This is a genomic window from Xanthomonas sp. NCPPB 2864, assembly GCF_056675615.1.
In genome coordinates this window covers 24,254-49,057 of sequence record NZ_JBWWVS010000009.1, presented here as the reverse complement: position 1 = coordinate 49,057, position 24,804 = coordinate 24,254, and the positions used below count along the sequence as shown (strand labels likewise).

At 66.2% G+C, this 24,804-nt stretch carries 26 protein-coding genes; 25 read left to right on the top strand and 1 reads right to left on the bottom strand.

Annotation, left to right across the window (positions count from 1 at the left end; all coding sequences use genetic code 11):
• Window positions 1-91: 91 nt before the first annotated feature.
• The 9 genes from AC1KVE_RS17030 to AC1KVE_RS16990 all read left to right on the top strand — a co-directional run bounded on the left by AC1KVE_RS17030 (window position 92) and on the right by AC1KVE_RS16990 (window position 9,553).
• On the top strand, window positions 92-2,371 hold the full coding sequence (locus AC1KVE_RS17030; protein ID WP_021205692.1) for a helicase-related protein: 2,280 nt from the start codon (window positions 92-94) through the stop codon (window positions 2,369-2,371).
• A gap of 113 nt (window positions 2,372-2,484) precedes the next feature.
• Complete coding sequence (locus AC1KVE_RS17025) at window positions 2,485-3,354, top strand: hypothetical protein (RefSeq protein ID WP_003821092.1); 870 nt, start codon at window positions 2,485-2,487, stop codon at window positions 3,352-3,354.
• Between the two features lie 158 nt (window positions 3,355-3,512).
• The gene (pilL2, locus tag AC1KVE_RS17020) at window positions 3,513-4,112 is read left to right on the top strand and encodes a PFGI-1 class ICE element type IV pilus protein PilL2 (protein ID WP_003821093.1); all 600 of its coding nucleotides are present in this window, start codon (window positions 3,513-3,515) and stop codon (window positions 4,110-4,112) included.
• Entirely contained in the window at window positions 4,109-4,750 is a 642-nt protein-coding gene (locus AC1KVE_RS17015) for a hypothetical protein (RefSeq protein ID WP_003821094.1), read from the top strand. Before pilL2 ends, AC1KVE_RS17015 begins: the two co-directional genes overlap by 4 nt.
• 14 nt (window positions 4,751-4,764) lie before the next feature.
• The gene (locus tag AC1KVE_RS17010; RefSeq protein ID WP_003821095.1) at window positions 4,765-5,490 is read left to right on the top strand and encodes a TIGR03759 family integrating conjugative element protein; all 726 of its coding nucleotides are present in this window, start codon (window positions 4,765-4,767) and stop codon (window positions 5,488-5,490) included.
• Complete coding sequence (locus tag AC1KVE_RS17005) at window positions 5,472-6,062, top strand: transglycosylase SLT domain-containing protein (RefSeq protein ID WP_003821096.1); 591 nt, start codon at window positions 5,472-5,474, stop codon at window positions 6,060-6,062. The genes AC1KVE_RS17010 and AC1KVE_RS17005 overlap by 19 nt, the downstream gene beginning before the upstream one ends.
• Window positions 6,059-6,598, top strand: a complete 540-nt coding sequence (locus AC1KVE_RS17000) for an integrating conjugative element protein (RefSeq protein WP_003821097.1) — start codon at window positions 6,059-6,061, stop codon at window positions 6,596-6,598. The genes AC1KVE_RS17005 and AC1KVE_RS17000 overlap by 4 nt, the downstream gene beginning before the upstream one ends.
• A 4-nt stretch (window positions 6,599-6,602) precedes the next feature.
• The gene (gene traD, locus AC1KVE_RS16995; RefSeq protein WP_003821101.1) at window positions 6,603-8,795 is read left to right on the top strand and encodes a type IV conjugative transfer system coupling protein TraD; all 2,193 of its coding nucleotides are present in this window, start codon (window positions 6,603-6,605) and stop codon (window positions 8,793-8,795) included.
• The gene (locus tag AC1KVE_RS16990) at window positions 8,792-9,553 is read left to right on the top strand and encodes a TIGR03747 family integrating conjugative element membrane protein (RefSeq protein WP_003821103.1); all 762 of its coding nucleotides are present in this window, start codon (window positions 8,792-8,794) and stop codon (window positions 9,551-9,553) included. The genes traD and AC1KVE_RS16990 overlap by 4 nt, the downstream gene beginning before the upstream one ends.
• A gap of 46 nt (window positions 9,554-9,599) precedes the next feature.
• Here AC1KVE_RS16990 and AC1KVE_RS16985 read toward each other — a convergent pair whose 3' ends face one another.
• Window positions 9,600-10,529 (bottom strand): hypothetical protein, encoded by a 930-nt coding sequence (locus tag AC1KVE_RS16985; RefSeq protein ID WP_003821104.1) that lies wholly within the window; start codon window positions 10,527-10,529, stop codon window positions 9,600-9,602.
• A 208-nt stretch (window positions 10,530-10,737) separates the two neighbouring features.
• On the opposite strand from AC1KVE_RS16985, the gene AC1KVE_RS16980 reads away from it, so the two are divergent.
• From AC1KVE_RS16980 to AC1KVE_RS16905, 16 genes are all read left to right on the top strand, one after another.
• Window positions 10,738-11,118 carry an integrative conjugative element protein, RAQPRD family gene (locus tag AC1KVE_RS16980; RefSeq protein ID WP_003821105.1) on the top strand — a complete coding sequence of 127 codons (381 nt, stop codon included), beginning with the start codon at window positions 10,738-10,740 and terminating at the stop codon, window positions 11,116-11,118.
• Window positions 11,115-11,348, top strand: coding sequence for a TIGR03758 family integrating conjugative element protein (locus tag AC1KVE_RS16975; RefSeq protein WP_003821106.1), 234 nt, complete (start codon window positions 11,115-11,117; stop codon window positions 11,346-11,348). The genes AC1KVE_RS16980 and AC1KVE_RS16975 overlap by 4 nt, the downstream gene beginning before the upstream one ends.
• 61 nt (window positions 11,349-11,409) lie before the next feature.
• Window positions 11,410-11,724 (top strand): TIGR03745 family integrating conjugative element membrane protein, encoded by a 315-nt coding sequence (locus AC1KVE_RS16970; protein ID WP_425279593.1) that lies wholly within the window; start codon window positions 11,410-11,412, stop codon window positions 11,722-11,724.
• 12 nt (window positions 11,725-11,736) lie between these two features.
• Window positions 11,737-12,147 carry a TIGR03750 family conjugal transfer protein gene (locus tag AC1KVE_RS16965; protein ID WP_003821108.1) on the top strand — a complete coding sequence of 137 codons (411 nt, stop codon included), beginning with the start codon at window positions 11,737-11,739 and terminating at the stop codon, window positions 12,145-12,147.
• On the top strand, window positions 12,144-12,836 hold the full coding sequence (locus AC1KVE_RS16960; RefSeq protein WP_003821110.1) for a PFL_4703 family integrating conjugative element protein: 693 nt from the start codon (window positions 12,144-12,146) through the stop codon (window positions 12,834-12,836). Before AC1KVE_RS16965 ends, AC1KVE_RS16960 begins: the two co-directional genes overlap by 4 nt.
• A complete protein-coding gene (locus AC1KVE_RS16955; RefSeq protein WP_033962596.1) occupies window positions 12,833-13,750 on the top strand; it encodes a TIGR03749 family integrating conjugative element protein in 918 nt (305 codons plus the stop codon). Before AC1KVE_RS16960 ends, AC1KVE_RS16955 begins: the two co-directional genes overlap by 4 nt.
• Window positions 13,740-15,158: a TIGR03752 family integrating conjugative element protein gene (locus tag AC1KVE_RS16950; RefSeq protein ID WP_003821113.1), complete on the top strand. Its 1,419-nt coding sequence runs from the start codon at window positions 13,740-13,742 to the stop codon at window positions 15,156-15,158. The genes AC1KVE_RS16955 and AC1KVE_RS16950 overlap by 11 nt, the downstream gene beginning before the upstream one ends.
• Entirely contained in the window at window positions 15,139-15,579 is a 441-nt protein-coding gene (locus AC1KVE_RS16945) for a TIGR03751 family conjugal transfer lipoprotein (RefSeq protein ID WP_003821115.1), read from the top strand. The genes AC1KVE_RS16950 and AC1KVE_RS16945 overlap by 20 nt, the downstream gene beginning before the upstream one ends.
• Window positions 15,579-18,455, top strand: a complete 2,877-nt coding sequence (locus tag AC1KVE_RS16940) for a conjugative transfer ATPase (protein ID WP_003821116.1) — start codon at window positions 15,579-15,581, stop codon at window positions 18,453-18,455. Before AC1KVE_RS16945 ends, AC1KVE_RS16940 begins: the two co-directional genes overlap by 1 nt.
• A gap of 13 nt (window positions 18,456-18,468) precedes the next feature.
• Window positions 18,469-19,254, top strand: coding sequence for a DsbA family protein (locus AC1KVE_RS16935; RefSeq protein ID WP_012614069.1), 786 nt, complete (start codon window positions 18,469-18,471; stop codon window positions 19,252-19,254).
• Window positions 19,255-19,436: 182 nt separating this feature from the next.
• Window positions 19,437-19,931 carry a JAB domain-containing protein gene (locus AC1KVE_RS16930; protein ID WP_003821118.1) on the top strand — a complete coding sequence of 165 codons (495 nt, stop codon included), beginning with the start codon at window positions 19,437-19,439 and terminating at the stop codon, window positions 19,929-19,931.
• Window positions 19,932-20,093: 162 nt separating this feature from the next.
• Complete coding sequence (locus AC1KVE_RS16925; protein ID WP_003821119.1) at window positions 20,094-20,540, top strand: TIGR03757 family integrating conjugative element protein; 447 nt, start codon at window positions 20,094-20,096, stop codon at window positions 20,538-20,540.
• Between the two features lie 17 nt (window positions 20,541-20,557).
• A complete protein-coding gene (locus AC1KVE_RS16920; protein WP_205301664.1) occupies window positions 20,558-21,484 on the top strand; it encodes a TIGR03756 family integrating conjugative element protein in 927 nt (308 codons plus the stop codon).
• Between the two features lie 9 nt (window positions 21,485-21,493).
• Window positions 21,494-22,891, top strand: coding sequence for an integrating conjugative element protein (locus tag AC1KVE_RS16915; RefSeq protein WP_003821123.1), 1,398 nt, complete (start codon window positions 21,494-21,496; stop codon window positions 22,889-22,891).
• On the top strand, window positions 22,888-23,259 hold the full coding sequence (locus AC1KVE_RS16910) for a hypothetical protein (RefSeq protein ID WP_003821125.1): 372 nt from the start codon (window positions 22,888-22,890) through the stop codon (window positions 23,257-23,259). The genes AC1KVE_RS16915 and AC1KVE_RS16910 overlap by 4 nt, the downstream gene beginning before the upstream one ends.
• Window positions 23,260-23,274: 15 nt before the next feature.
• Window positions 23,275-24,795, top strand: a complete 1,521-nt coding sequence (locus tag AC1KVE_RS16905) for a conjugal transfer protein TraG N-terminal domain-containing protein (protein WP_003821126.1) — start codon at window positions 23,275-23,277, stop codon at window positions 24,793-24,795.
• Window positions 24,796-24,804: the final 9 nt, after the last annotated feature.

Below are 24,804 nucleotides of genomic sequence, written 5' to 3'. Positions count from 1 at the left end.
CGACGGCCGCCTGCCGTCTCTTCATCCCACCACGGGGCATGCCATCGCCCCGCGGGGGTGGTGCATGCCCCATTTTCTTTGGAGCATCACCATGTCCCTCGATCTCGAAACCACTGCCGCTGAAGCCGCGCCCGTACAGGGCGAACTGCTCGATGCGGAATCTTCCCCTCTGACCCTGAGCCTTCAGGATTTCGTCGGCGAGTTCGGCGACGAACTGCTCGACGCCCTCAACAGCGCGAACCCGCCGGTCTATAACGGCCAGCCGCAGGCGCACCGGCAACTCGTCGTCGCCAGCCTCAAGCGCAAGCTGTTTCCGGCCCAGGCCGAAGTCGTCCACGCCGCCGCCGAGCTGCTGATCGACCGTGGCGAACGCGCCGCGATCGTCAATGGCGAAATGGGCTGCGGCAAGACGACCGTCGGCATCGCCACGGCCGCCGTGCTCAACGCCGAAGGCTATCGCCGCACCCTGGTTCTTTCGCCGCCGCACCTTGTTTACAAGTGGCGGCGCGAGATCCAGGAGACGGTGGCAGGCGCCAAGGTGTGGGTGCTCAACGGGCCGGACACGCTCATCAAGCTCATCAAGCTGCGCGAGCAGTTGAATGTCCAGCCCACGGGCCAGGAGTTCTTCGTCTTGGGCCGGGTCAGGATGCGGATGGGGTTCCACTGGAAGCCCGTCTTCACCCAGCGGCGCACCCGTCACGGCAACGTGGCGGCGTGCCCGGACTGCGGCACGGTCATCACCGACCTCGACGGCGAGCCGGTCAATCCGGTCGCGCTCCAAGCCGAGGAATACCGCAGGAAGTGCAGCCATTGCGCCGCCCCCCTGTGGACGCTGATCCGCCCGCGCAGCCTGTCCGGCAGCGACCAGTCCTCGGCCGTGCTGAAAGCCCTCAAGCGCATCCCGACGATCGGGGAAGTCACCGCGCAGAAGCTGATGCAGAAGTTCGGCGAAGGCTTCCTCGCGTCGATGCTGGGCGACAACATCCATGAGTTCATCAACCTCATGGACGGCAACGGCGAACTGGTCTTCTCTGACCGCCAGGCGCATCGCATGGAAAGAGCGATGGCGAACATGGAGTTCGGCTTCGGCGAAGGCGGCTACCAGCCGTCCGAGTTCATCAAGCGCTACCTGCCTCAAGGCACGTTCGACCTGTGCATCGCGGACGAGGCCCACGAGTACAAGAACGGTGGCAGTGCCCAGGGCCAGGCCATGGGCGTGCTGGCGGCGAAGGCTCGCAAGACCTTGCTGCTGACAGGCACGCTGATGGGCGGCTACGGGGACGACCTGTTCTACCTGCTGTTCCGAGCCCTGCCTGGGCGGATGATCGAAGACGGCTACCGCCCGACCACGAGCGGCAGCATGACCTCGGCGGCCATGGCGTTCATGAGGGACCACGGGGTCCTCAAGGACATCTACTCCGAAAGCACCGGCACGGCGCACAAGACGGCCAGGGGCACCAAGGTATCGGTGCGCACGGTCAAGGCTCCCGGCTTCGGGCCGAAAGGGGTCTTGCGGTGCATCCTGCCGTTCACGATCTTCCTCAAGCTCAAGGACATCGGCGGCAACGTCCTGCCGCCGTATGACGAGGAGTTCCGTGAAGTCGCAATGGACACGGCGCAAGCCGCGGCCTACCGCGACCTGGCGGGTCGGCTGACCGCGGAGCTGAAACAGGCTCTGGCGCGACGCGATACGACGCTGCTGGGTGTGGTGCTCAACGTGCTGCTGGCCTGGCCGGACTGCTGCTTCCGGTCGGAAACCGTGGTGCATCCGCGCACGCGCAACACCTTGGCGTTCGTCCCGGCTCAGTTCAACGAGTTTGAGGTGACGCCGAAAGAGCGCGAGCTGATCGACATCTGCAAAGAAGAGAAGGCGCAGGGCCGCAAGGTCCTGGCCTACACGGTCTATACCGGCACGCGCGACACCACGTCGCGCTTGAAGGTGCTGCTGGAGCAGGAAGGTTTTCGGGTGGCGGTGCTGCGCGCAAGCGTGGACGCCAGCCGCCGCGAGGACTGGATCGCCGAGCAACTGGACCGTGGCATCGACGTGCTCATCACCAACCCCGAGCTGGTCAAGACGGGCTTGGACCTGTTGGACTTCCCGACGATCGTTTTCATGCAGTCGGGCTACAACGTGTACTCGCTCCAGCAGGCGGCACGCCGCTCCTGGCGCATCGGACAGAAACAGCCGGTGCGCGTGATCTACCTCGGCTACGCCGGTTCCTCGCAGATGACCTGCCTGGAGCTGATGGCCAAGAAGATCATGGTCTCGCAGTCCACCTCGGGCGACGTGCCCGAATCGGGCCTGGATGTGCTCAACCAGGACGGTGATTCCGTCGAGGTCGCGCTGGCCCGGCAACTGGTCGCCGCCTGATCCCCACGCCAACGCCGGCCTCGCGCCGCCGGCTTTCCATTGTTCCCACCTTGCAGCCACGCCCACGGTCTCCGTGGACGTGGCTGCGCATTTTTCATTCCAAGGAGATTTCCATGAACACCCATACCCAATCCACGCCCGAAAACGTGAAGGCCCGCCTGACGCTGGACGTGACCTGTTTGCTCAACGGCGAGGCCGCGTCGGAAATACTGGCACGGCTGCAACGCATGTGGGTCCGCGCCATCGGCGAGAGGTTGCTAATCGATGAGACCGCCGCGAAGGTGGATGTTTGGTCGATCGAGGTGACCGAGTTGCCCTCGGCGACTAACAGCGATGCGCTCGAAGCCGAGATCGCCGCCTTCATGCAGCAACGCATCGGGGACGGCAACCTCTGTGCAGAGGACATTCCCTTGCGCCTGGCGAGCTATGGCCTGATGGCCCCCGAGGATTTCATCGACGAAATGCGCGAGCGCATGGGCATGGAAGACGACGCCCCCACGGGCCGAGCCGTCATCCCCTCGACCGAACCTGCCGACGGCGGTGAGATCGAGATGCAAGTCGCGGTCGTCTGCATCGGTGCCTCCGGTAGCCCCAACGTGCCGGTCTTCAAGGTCAGGATCACCCAGGAGGAATACGACCTGGGTATCCACTACGACAAGGCCAGGGACCTGGCCGAAGAGGCCCGGTACGAAGGGCCGTTCATCTGCTTCGACGCCGCCGAATATGGCCCCATCCTGTCGGCCGCCCGCGAACTTGGCCTCGTTCCGCAGGTCGTCGTGGTCGATATGACCGACGGCCAGATCCACTCCATCCGCTGCGACAGCGGCGAGATCAAGGTCATCTGCTACGACACCAGCGACACTGACGAGTATTCGGCGGCGGTGGCGAACCGGCCGCTCGGCGAGAACGGGCAGTTCGTGCGCTGCTGGTCGCACACCCAACTGGCACGGGTCGATCCCGGCCTGAAGCTGGCTCGGGATTGATCGGGCGAAGCCCGATGCGTTTTCACAGGCCCCTTCGGGGGCCTTTTCCTTTGGAGGGAGGCTGCCGGGAAATCGGGCGCTGCCTGGTTCGCATTGTTTGCTGCCGCTCGTGGCCCGAGCGGCGATGGTGAGGGCTCGATGTTTCAGGACGACGCGCCATGTGCCCCTCTCCACCTTGGTTTCACCATCCCGAACGCCGTCTGCTGGCGGGTTTTCTCGGCCTGCTTTGGTCGGTGCTGGCTGGCGGCTGCGCGACGACGAGCGCGCCGGTCGCGCCCGACACCATCGAGGAAGTCTCGGCCGCACCCGTACCCGAGGCGCCCGAATACATCCCCGTTGTGCGCTACGGCCGCTACACCCTCGTGGAACTGGCACCGACAGCAGCGCAGCGCGACCTGCTGTTGCAGACCATCGACGTGTCGATGCCCGAGGATGCACGCGCTACGGTCGGCGACGGGCTACGGCATGTGCTCAAGCGCAGCGGTTACGGCTTGTGCCAGACGACGCACGCGGTGATCGAGCTGTACGCACTGCCGCTGCCGGCGGCCCACCTGCACCTCGGCCCCATGACCCTGCGGGATGCGCTGCTCACCCTGGCTGGTTCGGCCTGGGAACTGCACGCGGATGACCGCGCGCGGCAAATCTGCTTCGAGCGGCCCGGCGACAGCATGACCGCCGACAACGTACCCGCGCCGCCTGCCACCGAGGCGGTGCAGACGTTCCCGCTGGCGCCCGCGGCATCGGGAGGCCAGCCATGAACGCCCCGCAGCCCGCCCATCGTTCAACGGCCGCCGTGGTGGTGCAGAGCCTGATGTGGCTCTGGCTGATCGGCCTCAGTGTCCTCGTTGCCCTCGGCTACCAGACGATGAACGACCAGGCCGACCAGGAGCGCCTCGATTCCCGCCTGCAACGCCTCGAAGCGCAGGCAACAGGCCTGGCCGAGACCGTCGAGGCCATCCAGCAGCGTCCAGCCGTCGCCACGGCGGCAGACCTCAAAGACACCCGCCAAATCCTGGAAGCACGCGCGGCCCAGGTCGAGAAATCGCTGAGCGCCTATGCCTCCGCCGACGACCTTCAGGCACTGCGCGCCGAAGTCGAGCAAATCAAGGCGCGGCAGACCGCTGCGCGCGCCGCTGCACCCGCCCAGCCGCGCACCAGGAACAAGCCCACCGCCAAGCCCGAACCGACGCCGCTCCCGTTCCGCATCGTCGGTGCCGAACTGCGTGCCGGCGAGCGCAGCGTGTCCGTCGCGCCGAGCAATGGCGACTTCACGCCCGACCAGCTTCAGGTGCTGCTACCCGGCGATGCGGTCGGCCCGTGGCGCTTGCAGGCCGTCGAGGGCAGCACTGCGGTGTTCCAGGCCGGCGACCAGACCCGCCACGTGGCGATCCCCTGAACGGAGCACACCACATGAAGCCGTCGATCATCCTTTCCGCGCTTCTGCTGGCGTCCACCCAGTTGCCCGCGTGGGCGCAGCAATCCGCCACGGCTCCCGCCCGCAATGCGCAGAGTCAGGAACGCCCGCTGGTCGCCCGCATTCTGGACGACCGGGTGGCGAGCGACTGGGGCCTTCAACCTCAGGAGTGGGCGCGCTATCGCGAACTGATGGATGGTCCACTGGGCATCTATTCGCCCAACCTGGACCCGCTGTCGGCCCTGGGCATCGAGGCGCGTACCGAAGAGGAACGGCGACGCTACGCCGAGCTGCAGGTGCAGGTCGAAGCGCGCCGCGTGGAGAAACTGCTCGCTTATCAGCGGGCCTATGACGAGGCCTGGCAGCGCCTGAACCCCGGGATGCAGCGGGTGAACCTGCCGGACGACAAGCCGGTCGCCGGGGCCACGCGCGGCTCCGGCCGCACGGCAGTGTTCGTGAAAGATAACTGCGTGGCCTGCGGCCAGCTCGTGCAGCGCCTGCAATCCTCGGGCGCCGAATTCGACCTGTACATGGTCGGCAGCCGCCAGGACGACGCGCGCATCCGCGATTGGGCCAAGCGCGCGAACGTCGATCCGGCGCGCGTGCGCAGCGGCAGCATCACGCTCAACCACGACGGCGGCCGCTGGTTGACCTTGGGGGTACCCGGCGACCTGCCGGCGGTCGTGCGCGAGGTGAACGGCCAATGGCAGCGCCAGCCATAGCCGCCCCCCTGCGCACACTGGTGCTCGCCGCTGGCCTATGCGCCTGCGTCGCCCAAGCCCAGGAGGTTCCGCCACCGGCCTACCAGCTCGCCGCGCAGCGCGCAGGCATCCCCTCGACGGTGCTCTACGCCGTGGCCTTGCAGGAGAGTGGCATCCGCCGTAACGGACGCATCGTCCCGTGGCCGTGGTCCCTCAACGTCGCCGGCCAATCACGCCGCTATGCGACCCGCGCCGATGCCTGCGCGGGTTTGCAGCAGGCGATGCGCTCCACGCCGCACACGCGCATCGACGCGGGCCTGGGCCAGATCAACCTCGGCTACCACCAGCAGCGCTACGCCAGCGCCTGCGACCTGCTCGACCCGTACCGGAATCTCGCCATCGCTGCCGAGATCCTGCGCGAGCAACACGCCCCCGGCGAGGACTGGTTGCTGGCGATGGGCCGCTACCACCGCCCCGCGGGTGGCGAGCCCGCCGCCCGCTACCGGCGCAGCGTGTCGCGCCACCTCGCCCGGGTGCAGGGCGCACGCCCAACCGCCGCGGTTCTCGCCGCACGCAAGGAGACATCCCCATGACGACATCCCATCTGGCCTTGCGTGGCCTGCTCGTACTGCTGGCGGGTCTGCCGCTGGCCTCGCTTGCCGGCGAGCCGCTGATCGTGGTCGAAGACCGCGGCGGCGCGTCGGCGCTGCCGTACTACGAAGCCCTGAACCTCCAGCCGCGCACCAACGCACCGGCCCGGCCGCCGATCCCGACGCCCCAGGTTCCCGCCACGCCGGCGGACGAGGCCGCGATGCTGCCGGTGCGCAGCGCCAAGCTCACCCCCGGCACCGTCCCGCGGCGTGTCATCGAGGCTCCGGGTCTGCGGCCTTTCGTTGTCGTCGGCGACGACGAGGCATCTCGGGCCTGGCTGCGCAGCCAGGCAGCCGCGCTGCGCGAGCGCGGCGCGGTCGGTCTGGTGGTCAACGTCGAGACCGTGCAGGGCCTGGCGCGGCTGCGCACCCTGGTGCCCGGCGTACCCCTCGCGCCCATGTCCGGCGACGACCTGGCCGAGCGCCTGGGCCTGCGGCACTACCCGGTGCTGATCACAGCCACCGGCATCGAGCAATGAAGCCATGTCGGGGAAACAGCCGGTCGAGGTACTGCTTCGCCCAGCGGTGGAGCTATACACCGTTGCCGCATGCGCGGGCGCCGCGTTTCTGTCCCTGGTGGCCCCATGGTCGCTCGCGCTGAGCCCGTCCATGGGCGTCGGCAGCGCGCTGGCGTTCGGCGCCTACGGTGCCATCCGCTACCGCGATGCCCGCGTCATCCTGCGCTACCGGCGCAACATCCGCCGCCTGCCGCGCTACGTGATGACCAGCAAGGACGTGCCGGTCAGCCAGCAGCGGCTGTTCGTGGGGCGCGGGTTCCTGTGGGAGCAGAAGCACACCCATAGGCTCATGCAAACGTACCGGCCGGAGTTCCGCCGCTACGTCGAGCCCACACCAGCCTACCGGCTGGCGCGACGGCTGGAAGAACGGCTGGAGTACGCGCCGTTCCCGCTGTCCCGGCTGTCGAAACTCACCGGCTGGGACGTACCTTTCAACCCGGTGCGGCCGTTGCCGCCTGTGGGCGGCCTGCCGCGCCTGCACGGCATCGAACCCGAGGAGATGGACGTCAGCCTGCCGCTGGGCGAGCGCGTCGGCCACTCGCTGGTGCTGGGCACGACGCGCGTCGGCAAGACCCGGCTGGCCGAACTATTCGTGACCCAGGACATCCGGCGCGTGAACGCCGCGGGCGAGCACGAGGTGGTGATCGTCATTGACCCCAAGGGCGATGCCGATCTCCTGAAGCGGATGTACGTCGAGGCTAAGCGCGCCGGCCGCGAAGGCGAGTTCTACGTCTTCCACCTGGGATGGCCGGACATCTCCGCGCGCTACAACGCCGTGGGGCGATTCGGGCGTATATCGGAAGTCGCCACCCGCGTTGCGGGGCAGCTTTCCGGTGAAGGCAACTCGGCCGCCTTCCGAGAGTTTGCGTGGCGGTTCGTCAACATCATTGCCCGCGCCCTGGTGGAGCTGGGACAGCGGCCCGACTACATGCTGATCCAACGGCACGTCATCAACATCGACGCGCTGTTCATCGAGTACGCCCAGCATTACTTCGCCAAGACCGAGCCCAGGGCCTGGGAGGTGATCGTCCAGATCGAGGCCAAGCTCAACGAGAAGAACATCCCGCGCAACATGATCGGGCGCGAGAAGCGCGTGGTGGCGCTGGAGCAGTACCTCTCGCAGGCGCGCAACTACGACCCGGTGCTGGATGGCCTGCGCTCGGCGGTTCGCTACGACAAGACGTACTTCGACAAGATCGTCGCATCGCTGCTGCCGCTGCTGGAGAAGCTCACTAGCGGCAAGATCGCGCAGCTCCTGGCCCCGAACTACTCCGACCTGGCCGACCCGCGCCCGATCTTCGACTGGATGCAGATCATCCGTAAGAGGGCCATCGTCTATGTGGGCCTGGATGCGCTCTCCGACGCCGAGGTCGCCACCGCGGTCGGCAACTCGATGTTCAGCGATCTCGTGTCGGTCGCCGGGCATATCTACAAGCATGGGATCGACGATGGCCTGCCGGGCGCATCGGCCGGTGCGCGCGTGCCGATCAACGTCCATGCCGACGAGTTCAACGAATTGATGGGCGACGAGTTCATCCCGCTGATCAACAAGGGCGGCGGTGCCGGCCTGCAAGTCACTGCGTACACGCAGACCCTGTCGGACATCGAGGCCCGCATCGGCAACCGCGCGAAGGCAGGCCAGGTGATCGGGAATTTCAACAACCTGTTCATGCTGCGCGTGCGCGAGACCGCGACCGCCGAACTGCTGACCCGGCAATTGCCGAAGGTCGAGGTCTATACGACCACCATCGTCAGCGGCGCGACCGACAGCTCGGACATTCGCGGGGCGACGGATTTCACGTCGAACACTCAGGACCGCATCAGCATGTCCAGCGTGCCGATGATCGAGCCGTCGCACGTCGTCGGCCTGCCGAAAGGCCAGTGCTTCGCGTTGCTGCAGGGCGGCCAGCTTTGGAAAGTGCGCATGCCGCTGCCGGCGCCGGACCCGGACGAAGTGATGCCGGCAGACTTGCAGCAACTGGCCGGGTACATGCGCCAGAGCTACAGCGAAGCGACGCAGTGGTGGGAGTTCACCAGTTCCCCCGCCTTGCAGGACACGGGCCTGCCCGACGACCTGCTGGATGACGCCGCTGCGGCCGAACCTCCCGCGGTGGCCATTGCCACCGACGAGGACACCGGCAACAAGGCCTCGCCATGAAGGACGCCGCCTCGACTGCACAACGGGAGCAGAACCAGCGCCAGGGCCTGATCGTCGGCACCATCACCTTGCCGTTCCGGCTGCTCGGGGTGCTGATCGGCTCGCTGCTGTTCTCGATCGTCGTGGAGTGCGTCGGCATGCACCTGTTCTGGAAGGACCAGGGCTGGCGGCACTCGCAGCAGATGTTGCAGTACGAACTGGGGCACCTGTCCAGCCACTTCACGCGCAGCGTCGTCGTGCAGGAGCCGGGGCGCACCGCGCACGAACTGGTGGATACCGGCTACGAATGGGTATTCGTTCGCTCCGGGCTGCTGGAGCGCATGAGCCAGACCGCCGAGCGCGCCCGCGCGCCGAGCCACGGGAGGATCCAGGACGGGGGGCGCAACTTTCGCTACTACATCAGCCAGGTCTATGTCTGGACCGAGAACTACCTGATTGCCGCGGCCTTCACCACCCTCACGTTTCTGGTGCGCCTGCTGGTTCTGGTGCTCACGTTGCCGCTGATCTGCACCGCGGCGTTCGTCGGCCTGATCGACGGTCTTGTGCGGCGGGACGTGCGCCGGTTCGGCGCAGGCCGGGAATCCGGCTTCATCTACCACCGCGCGAAGGCGAGCCTGATGCCGCTGGCCGTGCTGCCGTGGGTCACGTACCTGGCCTTGCCGATCTCTGTGCATCCACTGCTGATCCTGCTGCCCAGCGCAGCCTTGCTGGGACTGGCCGTGAGCCTGACTGCGGGCAGCTTCAAAAAATACTTGTGATGACAGAGAAACCAGATCATTAGGCAACTCATTCAGTATTTCTTATTTATTGAATTTGCTGACCAAGGATTTTCTCGCGATACATATTGGCCAAATGGCGCGCCCTCATGCTCCACTGCTCTGTAATCTTTGGGAAATCTGTTGCGCCGCGCCCATCCATTCCTTGCAATGTAACGTAGCCCTGCCCATCCTGTCCGCGTACAAAAGCTATGTAGTTATATATTGAATCTCGAAATTCAGTGAGAGCATAAAAGAAGGCATCGCCAGCCGGAAGCGCACGAGATAAGTCAATGCGACCTTGGGCATATAAAAAATCATTGACACCCTTCATTCCCCATCCTACCCGATCCAACTCAATGTAAAGATTGTCCACGGCGTCATAATGCACAGATGGAATGTAACCACATGAAAAGTCCCATGTTTCGAGCCAGTCGAGAAAGTCAGACCTGAAATATGAAGGAACAATATTTTGAAGTGTGGCTATGGAATCCGCCATCTGCTGAGGCGTTAATGCGCTCCTGGCAACTTGAAATGCTGATGGGAAAATTCTCTTACAGACATCTTGTGGGATAAAACTAATATCAGAAATTTCACCCCAATAGACCACGTGAACCGGAAAAATCGATCCATCCAGCCTTTTGTGTTGAGTGCCATGGAACTGATGATGATTTATGCTGGTATGGCGATTTGCCGTTGTGAAAATCACATAACAACCAATCGGCTCAGGGAAGGAATCGGTCTTACTCAACTCAGCCGTAACGTCTGTAGAGTTTAGTTGATTAACAAATTTTGCCTGCCCAAACACTGAGTAGCCGCCAACGGCAGGAAAAATGTCAATGCCATGCTGCCTTTGCCCATTTCCGCCGTATCTTCTGAATTGCACGTCATACCTCATATTCCGCGCGACCCAGTCCCTCATGAGGTAGCAGCAAATTTCCTCAAAATCTTGATCAGTTCTAAAGGTCAGTCCTTGCATTTTTATCCTGGATCTTTGTAAGAGCGTTGATATTTTGCCACGCGGCCGGTGGAAATTCCCTTCTTGAATTCTGGCCTGACGACCACTCCCTGAGCGAACTGGACGCACGCTGCCAATCAAACCGATCAGCGCAGTTTCCTATTGTTTGCTGCCTGCAGTCACCCTGAACTCCACCATCGCACTATTCTGATCACACAGGAATGGCGCGATGTTGGCTCCGATCTGGCAGCGCGCCGCGCATCGCGGCGTGCCCATTTTTCTCGTGACGGCCCTGCTGCTGGGTCAGTCCCCGATGGCGTTGGCCGAGTCCCCCGCACAGCGCCAGGAGCTGGTCGCCGCGCTGCGCCAACTCGACGCGCTGGAGCGCACCGTCGCCGACAGCGCCGCGCGTGCCCCCATCCAGCCGGGCGAGCGCTACCACTTCGATTACCCGCGGTTGCTGGCTGACTTGGCGCGCGTGCGCGCCGGCATCCAGGCCCATCTCACACCGTCGCGTGCCCAGCCGCGCGACCCCTCCGAACTGGCCAGCGACTACCGCACCGAGCGGTCCGCTTCGCCATCGCCGACGACTACGGAAGCCAAGCCATGAACGGCGCCCAGGTCTCGGCATTTCAAGCCAACAGCGGCATCGCGCCTTCGGCGATGGCGACCGTCCTGGTCGGCGCCGTGTTCGCGGTGCTCCTCGTCTGGGGCGTCTGGGCCATCCGAACGGCCTACGTGGGGTGGTCCGAGAGCCGCCTCAACCAGCGCCAGTTCCTCGGCGTCTGCATCCGCTTCGTCGCGATGTACCTCGTCCTGAGCTTCTTCCTCCTCTCCTGACCTGAAAGGCACGACCATGCAAAACCGCATCCTCCATTCCCGCCTTGCCCAGCGCGCCGCTGTGGCACTGGGCTCCGCCGCGCTGCCCGCGCTGTCGTTCGCGCAAGGCTTGCCGCAGTTGGAAAACCCGACCCGCGGCACCGGCAACGGCATCATGGAAACGATCAGGAACTACGGCTACGACATCATCATGCTCGTAGCCCTCCTGGTCGTGGCGTCGATGTTCATCGGCGTCTGCTACCACGCCTACGGCACCTACGCGGAAATCCACACCGGCCGCAAGACCTGGGGCCAGTTTGGCCTCACCGTCGCGATCGGTGCCGTGCTGCTCGTGATCGGCATCTGGCTGCTCACCGAAGCCACCGGCATCCTGTAAGGCGAGGCCGGTATGTCCGAGCAGCAGCACGTCCGTGCGGACGGGACGGTCACGTTCCTTCCGCATCGGCTCAACCGCCACCCTGTTGTCGTGCGCGGCCTCACCGCCGACGAACTGTGGATCTGCTGCGGCCTGTCCGGCGCCGCCGGCCTGCTGGTCGGCGCGCCGCTGTCCTGGGTGTTCCGCACGATCGCCATCGCGCCGACGTTCGTCGTCCTGGGCGTGGCCCTGGGCGTCTTCATCGGCGGCGGCATCCTGCGCCGGCTCAAGCGCGGGCGCCCCGACACCTGGCTGTACCGGCAACTGCAATGGCGCATCGCCACGCGCCATCCACTGATGGCGGGATGGGTAGGCGGCCACGTGCTGATCTCGCGCTCCGGCTTCTGGTCCACCCGAAGGTCCGTTGCAAGGGGGGCACGATGAGCCGCTTCAAGAACGAGATCACCCACCTGCAGGCGCACATCAAGACGCTTCGCCTGGGTGCTGGTGCGCTGGTCATCGTCGCCCTGGTCATGGGCGGTGGCTGGTGGAGCGCGCCGCGCGACCTGACCATCCACGTCCCGCCCGACCTGCGCTCGGGCAGTACCCGCAAGTGGTGGGAAGTGCCGCCCGAATCGGTCTATGCGTTCACGTTCTACGTGTTCCAGACCCTCAACCGCTGGCCGACGAACGGCGAAGAGGACTATCCGCGCAACCTCCACACGCTCTCGCCGTACCTTACCCCGTCCTGCCAGGCCTTCCTGCGCGCGGACTACGACTACCGCCGTTCCACGGGCGAGCTGCGCCAGCGCGTGCGCGGGATTTATGAGATCCCCGGCCGCGGCTACGGCGACGACCCCACGGCGCGCGTGCGCGTGGTCTCCGACCGCGACTGGGTGGTGACGCTCGACATCACCGCCGACGAGTACTACGGCGCCGAGCAGGTCAAGCGCGCGCTCGTGCGCTACCCGGTGAAGGTCACGCGGGTGGACGTCGATCCCGCCCGCAACCCCTTCGGCCTGGCGCTGGACTGCTACGACGGCGCGCCCCAGCGCATCAGCGCACCGGAGCCGACTCGCCCGGCACCTGGCGGCCTGTCTCCGCAAGCGCCCCAAGGAGGAAACACCCCATGAAGCATCCTGTACTCGTGCTGCTGGGGCTGCTGGCCGTGGCCGCGGCACCCGTCGCCCAGGCGGTGGAGATTCTGCGGTGGGAACGCATGCCGCTGGCGGTGCCGCTGAAGGTCGGCCAGGAGCGCATCGTGTTCATCGACCGGAACGTCCGCGTGGGCGTGCCCGCAGGCGTGGGCGAACGCCTGCGCGTGCAGAGCGCAGGTGGCGCGGTGTACCTGCGCGCCAGCGAGCCGATCGAGCCCACGCGGCTGCAATTGCAGGACGCCGACACGGGCGCGCTGATCCTGCTCGACATTGCGGCCGAGCCGCCCAAAGACGGCGAAGCCGAGCTGGAGCCGGTGCGCATCGTCGAGGGCAGCAGCACCCCTGCGCGCTACGGCGATCAGCCAGGCGGTGCCGATGAGGCCCCGGCACGCGCCCAGGACCAAGCAGGTACGCGGGCGACCCGGCGCGAAACCCCGGTTCCGGTCGTCCTGACGCGCTTCGCCGCGCAGAACCTCTACGCGCCGCTGCGCACTGTGGAGTCGCTGCCTGGCGTCATGCGGGTGAACCTGCGCCGTGACCTCGACCTCGGCACGCTGATGCCGACGCTGCCGGTGCGCGCGGTCGCGCTCGCGTCGTGGCGTCTGGAAGACCAGTGGGTCACGGCCGTGCGCCTGACCAACAGCAGCAGCGGCTGGGTCACGCTCGACCCGCGCGTGCTGCAAGGCGATTTCCTCACCGCCACCTTCCAGCACGAAGCGCTCGGACCGCGCGGGACGCCCGAGGACACGACCGTCCTGTACCTGGTGACGCGCGGGCACGGCCTCGCGCAATCGCTGCTGCCGGCGATCCACCGCTTCGACCCGGCCGTGCATCTGCCGCAGCGGGAAGCTGAAGCCGACGATGGCAAGGAGGCCCGCCATGCGCAGTAACGGCTTGCTCAAGTGGCTGATGATCCCGGTCGCCTTGCTGGTGCTGTTCGTTGCCATCCGGCTGTTCTCCGGTGGAAGCACGTCGGCACCGCCCGCCGCGGATGCTGGCTCCAAGCTCACGCCCGAGGAAATGAAGGCGTTGGGCATCGAAGGCGATACCCCGCGCGATACCGTGGCAACGCTCGTCGCCCAGGTGAAACAGTTGCGCACCGAGCTTCAGACCGCGCTGACCGACAACAAGTCGCAGCGCGAGGAAAACCAGCGGCTGCGCCAGCGGGAGAACTCCATTGATCAGCGCATCAATTCGGCCCTCGAATCCGAGCGCTCCAACCTGCGCCGCGACCAGGAACAGGCGGCCAGCGCGCGCCAGCAGACCGAGGGGCTGCTCGCCGACCTGCAGCGGCGCCTGGACAGCATTGGCGGGCGCGGCGGCGGTCACGCTGATCTGCCGGTGGGCCTGGGGCTGCGCGGCGGCGACGAGGCCGGCATGGAAGGCGGCATGCGCTGGGTCGAACCGGACGACGCGAAGAAGGCCGAGGGCCGCAATGGCAGTCGTGGCGCAGGCAGCGGCATGAGCTTCCCGACGAGCTTCGGCCCGGCACAAAGCACACTGGAAACCACCGCGGAAACCGTGGCGAACGCCGGCGCAGGTGCGGCAGGCGTCAAGAGCGCCAAGCCGGTCTATACCGTGCCGACCAACTCGACACTGATGGGCTCCGTGGCGATGACGGCGCTGATTGGGCGCGTGCCGATCGACGGGACGGTGAACGATCCGTACCCCTTCAAGGTGCTGGTCGGGCCGGACAATCTGACTGCCAACGGCATCGACATTCCCGACGTGGCCGGCGCGGTGTTCTCCGGAACCGCATCGGGCGACTGGACGCTCTCGTGCGTGCGCGGCCAGGTTCGCAGCATCACCTTCGTCTTCAACGACGGCACGATCCGCACGATTCCCGAAGACCGCGAAGGCAACCAGCAGAACAACCAGCAGCGCGACGGCCTGGGCTGGATCAGCGACCCGCACGGCATCCCGTGCGTCAGCGGCGAACGGCGCAGCAACGCCCAGCAGTACCTCGGGTCGCAAGCTCTGATCACCGCGGCCGGAGCCGGCGTGGCCTCGCTCATCGAGAGCGACAGCGGCCGCATGTCCTACGTCGGCTCGGACGGCGCCATCGGCACCGTGGGCATCAGCGGCAAGGAAGCAGTCGGCCAGATCCTCGCGGGCGGCGTCCGGGACATGTCGACCTGGGTCAACAAGCTCTACGGACAGGCTTTCGCCGCCGTCTATGTGCAGCCAGGCGCCAAGGTCGCCGTCCACCTCGAAAAGCCGCTGGCCATCGATCACGACCCCGAAGGCCGGCGCGTCGATCACCGTGCAGGAGAAAGCCATGCGCTCGAACTCGATTAAGGGCCTCGCGCTGGCCGCGGCCGTCGCCGTGCTCAGCGGTTGCGCCACCAGCAAGGAAGAACTGCTGACCCATAGCGACCGCACCATGATGGACATCTGGCAGCAGGAAACGGGTGGCGGCGGCAGTGGCACCGGCCAGGTCGCGCGCCGGCAGTTGCTCGACGCGCGCCAGAGCCTGCGCCGGCCGCTGACCGACGCCGATGTGCAGGCTGCGCCCGTCGAGCAGATGCGCTACACGCGCACGGCGCGCAACGAGGTTTATCGCCAGTTCCAGCGCCTGCCCAACCCCGATCTCGTCATGTATGTGTACCCGCACCTGGCGGGCACGGACCCCGTGCCGGTTCCGGGCTACACGACGGTCTTCCCCCTGTACCAGCGCGTGCAGTACGCCATGCCCGGTGAACGGCTGGAGGACTATTGATGCGCTGGGAACTTCCCTGGCCGAAGCTGGCCGCATCCGGCACCGGCGACGAAGAGAAGCCGGACGGCTGGCAGCGCCACGTCGAGGCCTTGCGCCAGGCCGGCGTCCCTGAACCCGGCGCAGCGGTCCAGGGCCGCAGGCCGGCGACGGTAGCCGACGAGCAGGCGCTGTACGACGTCGCGCCGTCGTTCGCGGAACTGCTGCCTTGGGTGGAGTTCTTGCCGCAGTCGAAGTCCATGCTGCTGGAGGATGGGCAGTCGGTCGCTGCCTTCTACGAGCTGGTGCCGCTGGGCACCGAGGGGCGGGAGCCCGGCTGGCTCGCGCATGCCCGCGATGCCTTGGAGAACGCGCTCCAGGACTCGTTCGATGAGCTGGACGAAAACCCCTGGGTACTCCAGCTCTATGCCCAGGACGAGCCCAGCTTCGACCAGTACATGCAGACCCTGCGCGACTACGTGCAGCCGCGTGCCCGCGGCACCGCTTTCACCGAGTTCTACTTGCGCTTCTTCGGCCACCACCTGCGCGCGGTCGCCAAGCCGGGCGGCCTGTTCGAGGACACGGTGGTCACGCGGCTGCGCTGGCGCGGCCAGACGCGGCGGGTGCGCATGGTGATCTATCGCCGTGCAACTGGGCAGGCAAGCCGCCGCGGCCAGACGCCCGAGCAGATGCTGAACATCGTCTGCGACCGCCTGTGCGGCGGCCTGGCGAACGCCGGCATCCAGGCACGGCGCATGGTCGCAGCCGACGTCCACGACTGGCTGCTGCGGTGGTTCAATCCGCGCCCGGCGATGCTTGGACCGAGTGCAGAGGACCGGGAGCGCTTCTACGCGCTGGCGCGCTACCCCGACAGCACCGAAGAAAGCGAGGCCGGCGAAATCGAGCTGGCGAGCGGGCGGGATTTCAGCCAGCGGCTGTTCTTCGGCCAGCCACGCTCCGACGTGGAGCACGGCACCTGGTATTTCGACGGCATGCCGCACCGCGTGCTGATCACCGACCGGCTGCGCATGCCGCCCGGCACCGGACACCTGACCGGCGAGACCCGCAAAGGGGATGCCATCAACACGCTGTTCGACCAGATGCCGGAAGACACCTTGCTGTGTCTCACGATGGTCGCCACGCCGCAGGATGTCCTGGAAGCGGATCTCAACCACCTGGCGAAGAAGGCCGTGGGCGAGACGCTGGCGTCGGAGCAGACGTTGAAGGACGTGCAGGAAGCCCGCTCCCTCATCGGCAGCGCACACAAGCTCTACCGGGGGACGCTGGCATTCTACCTGCGCGGACGCGACGAAGCGGAACTGGACCGGCGCGGCCTGGACCTGGCGAACGTGATGCTCAATGCTGGCTTGCAGCCGGTGCGCGAGGACGACGAGGTGGCGCCGCTCAACAGCTACTTGCGGTGGCTGCCATGCTGCTACAACCCCGGCCAGGATCGGCGCAAGTGGTACACCCAACTGATGTTCGCTCAGCACGCGGCGAACCTGTCGCCGGTGTGGGGCCGCGCTCAAGGTACGGGGCACCCGGGCATCACGATGTTCAACCGCGGTGGCGGGCCGATCACCTTCGACCCGCTCAGCCGCCTGGATCGGCAGATGAACGCCCATCTGTTCCTGTTCGGCCCCACCGGCTCCGGCAAGAGCGCCACGCTCAACAACCTCTTGAATCAGGTCACGGCCATCTACCGACCGCGGCTGTTCATCGTGGAGGCTGGCAACAGCTTCGGCCTGTTCAGCGACTTCGCACGCATGCTCGGGCTGACGGTAAACCGGGTCAAGCTGGCCCCAGGTTCGGGCATCAGCCTCGCGCCATTCGCAGACGCGCGTCGGCTGATCGAGACGCCCAGCGACGTGCAGACGCTCGACGCCGACGCGCTGGATGAAGACCCGCCACCAGATGCCTCGGCCATGGAGGCGGACGAGCAGCGCGACGTGCTCGGCGAACTGGAGATCACGGCGCGGCTGATGATCACGGGCGGAGAGGACAAGGAGGAAGCCCGGATGACGCGGGCTGACCGCTCGCTGATCCGTCAGTGCATCCTCGACGCCGCCGAGCACTGCGTGGCCGACAAACGCACGGTGCTTACGCGCGACGTGCGCAACGCGTTGCGCGCCCGCGGCCAGGACCCGACGCTGCCCGAAATGCGCCGCGTGCGGCTGCTGGAGATGGCGGATGCGATGGACATGTTCTGTCAAGGCACGGACGGCGAAATGTTCGACCGCGACGGCACGCCGTGGCCCGAAGCCGACATCACCTTGGTTGACCTCGCGACATACGCCCGCGAGGGCTACAACGCGCAGCTCTCCATCGCTTACATCAGCCTGATCAGCACGGTGAACAACATCGCCGAGCGCGACCAATACCTGGGACGCCCGATCATCAACGTCACCGACGAAGGCCACATCATCACGAAGAACCCGCTGCTCGCGCCCTACGTCGTGAAAATTACAAAGATGTGGAGGAAATTGGGGGCCTGGTTCTGGCTCGCGACGCAGAACATCGACGACCTGCCGCGCGCCGCGGAGCCCATGCTCAACATGATCGAGTGGTGGATCTGTCTCAGCATGCCGCCCGATGAAGTTGAGAAGATCGCGCGGTTCCGCGAACTCTCGCCCGCGCAGAAGGCGCTGATGCTTTCGGCGCGCAAGGAAGCGGGGAAATTCACCGAAGGCGTCATCCTCTCCAAGAGCATGGAAGTGCTGTTCCGCGCCGTGCCGCCGTCCCTGTACCTCGCCCTCGCGCAGACAGAACCCGAGGAGAAGGCCGAACGCTACCAGCTCATGCAGCAGTACGGCTGCACCGAACTGGAAGCGGCTTTCAAGGTGGCCGAGAAGATCGACCAGGCCCGCGGCATCGAGTCGCCGGCCCTGGAACTGTCGTAAACCGGAGAACGCCATGGAACAGAAACGTCCTTCCATTCCGATGCAGGTCCAGGCGTTCCGCCGTCGCCGCTGGCGGCCTCGCTGGCCCTGGGTATTGGCTGCTGCGCTGGTCGCGCTGCTGCTGATCTGGCTGGTGTCCCGGACGCCCGGCGAATCCTCAGCGCCGTCGCGCGCGCCGGTCAGCACGGCGCAGGTCGCTGGGCCACCCTGGCAGATGGGCAACCCGGAAGGCCGTTTCACGCTGACGCTCTATGCCGACCTGGAATGCCCGTTCTGCCGGGAGTATTTCCCGCAGCTCAAGCGCTGGGTCGGCAACAACACCGACGTGGCGCTGCAATGGCATCACCAGCCGCTGGCCGCGCACGAGCCTGCCGCGTCGGCCGAGGCACGTCTGGCCGAGTGCGCCGCCGAAGCGGGCGGGCATGCGGCGTTCTGGCAGGCGGTCGAATGGGTCTATGCCCACACGCGCAGCGACGGCCAGGGCTTGCCCGATGGCTTGCGTTACCCCGAAACAACGTCAGCCATCGAACAGTGCATGGCTAGCGAGCGCCCCAACGTGGCCATCCGCGCGCAGGCCGCGGAAGCCACCAAGAGCGGCGTGACCGCCACGCCGTCGCTGCGACTGCTCGATCGCCAGACGGGCCAGGCCATCCTGTTGCAGGGGCCGATCGAGGGCGATGCCTTGCTCTCGGCCATGGACCTGCTGGCGGCCGGGGAAATGGCCAGCGACGCGCCGGGTTCGCCCGCCACCCCCACATCCGAAATGCCTGCCGACGTTGTCGGCGACATGCCCAGGTAGCCCTCGGTCTTGAAGGCTACGGCGCGGCTCGCCGCGCTGACCGCTACCCGTTCGCTTTCGCATCCTGGCCGCGAACAATCACCGCCGCGCGGTGATGGATGCACCTTGTTCCGCTGTTTCCATCCCCAGGAGGGCTTGCCCTCCCAGGGTGGCGCCCTCCGCTCACTTTCTGGAGGTCCGCCATGTCTCTCGTCGCCAACGACTCCTGCGTGGAGCCACGTTTTGCCCCCATGTCCCAATCCGATGACTGGATCATCCGGCAAGCCATCGCGCTGCTGGAGCAGCGGGTCTTCAAGAAGGGGCCATCCCTGGAGAGGCCTGCCGCCGTCAAGGACTACCTGCGCCTGAAACTGGCCGCCGAGCCCAATGAAGTCTTCGCCATCGTGTTCCTCAACAGCATGCACGAGGTGCTGGCCTACGAGCCGATGTTCAGAGGCACGATCCATTCGACCTCGGTGCATGCGCGTCCGATCGTGCAGCGTGCCTTGGAACTGAATGCGGCAGCGGTCATTTTTTCTCACCAACACCCTTCGGGCTGCACGGAGCCGTCGAGCGCGGACCGTGCGTTGACCCAAACGCTGAGGGCCGCGTTGTCGCTGATCGACGTGAGGGTGCTGGATCACCTCATCGTCGGCCAGGGCACGCCGTACTCGTTCGCGGAATCCGGCCTGCTGTAGCGACGGCATCGGCTCCCTGATCCACGCGGAGGCTTCGGCCTCCGCTTTTTCATGGGCGCGAGACAAGCAGGTATGCGGGCAGTGCGCGATGCGCATTGTTTGTTGGGGCCGCGTCGGCTTCGCGTTTGACTACTGCTCTGATCAACTTCAAGGGCACGCGACATGACAGCATCCCTTTCCAGGTTCGCGCCGGGCTGGCGAACCCTCGGCCGGGCCGTGGCGCTGCCGGCAGCCCTGGCCGTTTTCAGCCCGGCCACCTTCGCCGCCGACGTGGTGGTCGTCACCGACAGCCGCCACCCGGTCAAGACCATGGGCGGCGAGCGGCTGATCGAGCTGGACGAAGCCCACAGGATTGAAGCGGAGCTTTCCGCGGGACTGCCCACCGACCCCGAACAGGCGACGGCCATCGTCAAGCGCCGGCTGAATGGCGGCGGTGCCGATCTGCAGCGACGCATCGCTTCCGCATACCAAGGCGTTACCGACGCATGGAGCCTCGGCATCACCAGCCTCCCGGCCGTGGTGGTGGACAGGCGCTATGTGGTCTATGGCGAGCCGGATGTGGCTCGCGCTGTCGCGCGCATCGAGCAGCACCGGAGGACCCAGCCGTGACCCGACCATTCGACCTGATGCGCCGCCTGCGCGCTGGCGTGGCTTCGTTGCTGCTGCTCAGCGCCACGGGCAGCTACGCCCTCAATACAGCGACCATCATCGGCTCGGTGGCATCGCCCGATTGCCTCGAATACCGCGTCGTCGGCATCTGCTACTGGCTCTACTGCACATGGACGGGCTGCACCGTGCGCACGTCGATCAAGGTGCGCCACTACATCCCCGATGCAGTGGTGTCGTCGTACTCGAATACCGGAGAAAACCCCTGGGTCGAAGTCCAGGCAATGAGCACGCCCAACCCGTCCGCCCAAGCTGGCGGCGACGGAACGACGAACGAGGATCACGAAAACAGCCTCGCCAAATTCAAGAACGCGGATGTCATCGGTCACCCCGGCGCAGAGGTGTTCAACCAGTTCGTCTCTTCGTCAGGCTACTTCTGTGAGGGCGCGGGCACGGCGTTTATGCCGTACTTGCTCAGCACCCTGGATACGCTGGCCTGGCGCTACAACGTGCCCGAGATGGCCTACCCGGAAGCGCTGATTCCGGGCCGGCGCGAAGTCGGTGCCCGTACCACGATGAATCTCTGGGGCAACGTGTATCCCCGTGGCGGCTTCCTGCACCAGACCGACGACTTCAAGGCCGGCGCAGTGGTGGCCCAGCGTGCGGGCGATGTGGTCACGCGCCGCGGGCAGATCCACGTCTATCAGCCGTTGCTTGCCAACTCCCGTGACGGCTACTGGCCGGCCGGCGCGCTGATGGAGGGCGATGCCTCGACCGGCAAGTGGCAAGAACTCACGCCCGTCCTGTCCTCGTCCTGCACGGTCTTCCCGCGCAGCGGCTTCCTTACCCAGGCCCAGCAAGGCGACTACGCATGGGCGCTGTGGCGGCCGTATGCCTGCTGCGAGCGCCGGGGCCAGGTGTTCCTGGGCAGCGTCGATTTCCTCTGAGGGGGTGCCATGAAGTTCCGTCCTGCATTCAATCCGTTCTCCCGCCGGGTACGTCGCACGGAGATCGTCCTGGCACTGGCCGGCGCGCTCGCGCTGGGCAGCGGCGTGGCCTGGGGTCAACTGGGATACCAGACCAGCGGCAGCGTCATCGGCGATGACGTCATGTACTCGATCGGTGGCGGCAACGCCGTGTCGATGGGACGTGCAGCCGGCATGCGCTCCATCGGTGTCGGCGTGGGTTGGAACAGCAACTTGATCTGCGGCGACATGAGCATCCAGACCACGTTGAAGAACCAACTTAACGGCATTACCAACGGCTTCCAGCAAATCATGTCGTCGGTGATCCAGAGTGCCACCAGTGCGGTGGCATCGTTGCCCGCACTGATCATCCAGCGGGCCGATCCCGGTCTGTACAACCTGCTCACCAATGGCGTGCTGCAGGCGCGGCTGGATTTCGACCGCAGCAAGCTGACGTGCCGTGCCATGGCCGAGAAGATGGCCGAAACGGCGGGCGGCCAACTCGGCTGGAGCCAGATGGCCGAAGGGCTGGCGCTGCGCGATGCCGTGTCGAGCACGGATGCGGTCTCGGCCATCGAGCAGGCCGAGACGCGCCGCGGCAATGACGGCGTGCCGTGGGTCGGGGGCAGCAACGCGGGCGGCTCCGGCCAGCCCGCGATCAAGGTCGTCGGCGATGTCACCCGCGCTGGCTACAACCTGGTCAACGGCCGCGGCGTGACCGACACCTCGTCCATTGCGCCGGCCAGTTGCAGCAGTCTCTCGTGCCAGACCTGGACCTCGCCGCAGGCTGCCGTCGAGTGGGCCACGCGCGTGCTCGGCGAGAAGGAGCAGCGCACGTGCGATGCCTGCACCAAGACCGAGACGACGCCGGGCGTCGGGCTCACGCCGCTGATCCAGGAGGAGTACGACGCCAAGCTGCAGGCGCTCCAGGACCTGGTAACCAAGGCCAAGAACACGACGCCGGAGAACCTGCGCGAAGCTGGCAGTGCGTCGCTGCCGATCACGCGCGGCGTGATCGAGGCGCTGCGCGACGAGCCCGACCAGCACCTGCTGTCGCAGCGCCTCGCGTCCGAGGTCGCGCTGGCATCCGTGCTGGAGAAAGCGCTGCTGCTGCAGCGCACGCTGCTCACGGGCAAGAAGGAGCCCAACGTCGCGGCGAACGAACTTGCCGTGGAGGCGGTGAACCACGAGAGCGACACGCTCGACCGTGAGATTCGCAACCTCAAGACCGAACTGGAGCTGCGGCGCGAACTGGCGAACAACTCGCCCATGGCGATCATCCAGCGCCACGGCGCGCGCGCGGCCGGTTCGCGCGGCATCTACGAGGGCGATCCTGTGCCGGACCGTCTCGACCAGCTCCAGAAGGGCAATCCGGGGAGTCGGCCATGAGCCCGGCGCGCATGGCCTGGCGGCCGCTGCGCTGGTTGTTCAGCCGGCGCGCGGCGAAGACGCTGCTGTGGCTGGTGCTTATCGTTGCCGCCGCAGTGGGGGCGAACGTCGCGGGCATCAACCTGGTCGGCAGCGTTGCAGGCTGGGAACGGTGGCTGGCGGCCTCCGCAGGGTATTTCTTCATCTGGCGGCTGTGCGTGTACGCGGCAACGGCCTATGGATGGTTCTGGATGCGCCGCCGGGTGCTGGCCCGCGAAGACCAAAGCGGGACAGATGGGCAGGCGCGGCGCCGGCTGATCCGTACCGAGGTCGCCGGCGTCGTCGCCATCGTCGCGCTGGAAGCCAGCCTGTTGATGCAGGCCGCTTGAGGGGAGATCGGGGCCATGACGCTCTTCACGACCGACTATCTGGAGTACTACCTCACCCTCGTGTCCTGGATCGTCAACAACGGTATCTGGGCCGTGCTGGTGTCCAGCGGGGTGTTCGCGCTGCCTTTCGTCGCCATCGTCGTGCAGGAGTGGCTGAAGGCCCGCGCGGAAGGCGCTGACGAGGGCAACAAAGGCGTTCTGAGTGCCGCCCGTATCGAGAACCGGGTGTTCGTCGCGATCGTGGTGGTGATGTTCGCGGGCATTCCGTTCATCGACGTGGACCTCAGCACCATCCAGTACGACAGCTCGCGCTCGGCGCAGTGCCAGGTCAGCGTGCCGCAGCCCACGGAAACCGGCTGGTCGCAGTCCTTCAGCACCATCAACAACCAGTCGGCGAAGGTGCCGGTCTGGTGGGCTTTCATGCACGCGCTCTCGCGCGCCGTCACGAGCGCCTCGGTAGCGGCGATCCCGTGCGGTACGGACCTGCGGCAGATGAGGATGGAGATCGACGCGACCCGCATTGACGACCCGGTACTGGCTCAGGAGGTCGCGGACTTCTCGCGGGATTGCTATGGGCCTGCGCGGGCCAAATTGTTCATGCAGCGCCCGGATCTCGATGAGCAGCAGATGCACGACGTAACCTGGATCGGCTCGCGCTTTTTCACGGACACGGGTGGCTACTACGACAGCTACCGCTCCAGCACGGCGCGCGAGGCATGGCCCTATGACGACACCCGCGATGCAGGCCTCGCGCAGGTTGCCAATGGTGGCGGCTACCCGACCTGCAGGCAGTGGTGGTCAGACGGCAGCAACGGCCTGCGCGCGCGGCTGCTGGGGCAAGTGGACCCGACCCTGCTGAATCGCCTGGCGGGCTGGGCCGGGTTCCTCAGCCGGGCCGAGGTGGACGATTCGGTGATCCGCGCCATCGCGTCACCGCGGCAGCAGAAACTGAACCAGGGCAGCGTCTATACGGACTACGGCGGCCAGATCGACAAGACCCTGCCGAACATCGTGACGCGCGCCACGGGCGACGTGGGGATGGCAGTCGGCGCGATTGCCGCGTTTCCTGCCATGGATGTCGTGCGCCAATCCCTGCCCATGATCCTCGCCTTACTGAAGATGGCGCTGGTCATCTGCATCCCGCTCGTGCTGGTTGTGGGCACCTACGACCTGAAGACGGTCGTCACCGTCAGCGTCGTGCAGTTCGCGCTGTTCTTCACGGACTTCTGGTTCCAGCTCGCACGCTGGATCGATTCAACGATTCTGGACGCGCTTTATGGCTGGGGCTTTGGCTGGAACCGGCCGCACACCAACTTTGACCCGCTGGTAGGGTTGAACAACGCCTTCGGCGACATGCTCCTGATGTTCGTCATGGGCACGATGTTCCTGGTTCTGCCGGGATTCTGGCTGGCGAGCCTTACCTGGGTTGGGATTCGGGCCGGGCACGTCATCCAGGGACTTTCCGATGGCAGCAAGAGCGCCGGCCAAGCTGGCGGCAAGGGTGCCGGGGCGCTCACCGGAGGAAAACTGAAATAGCGCGAGGCC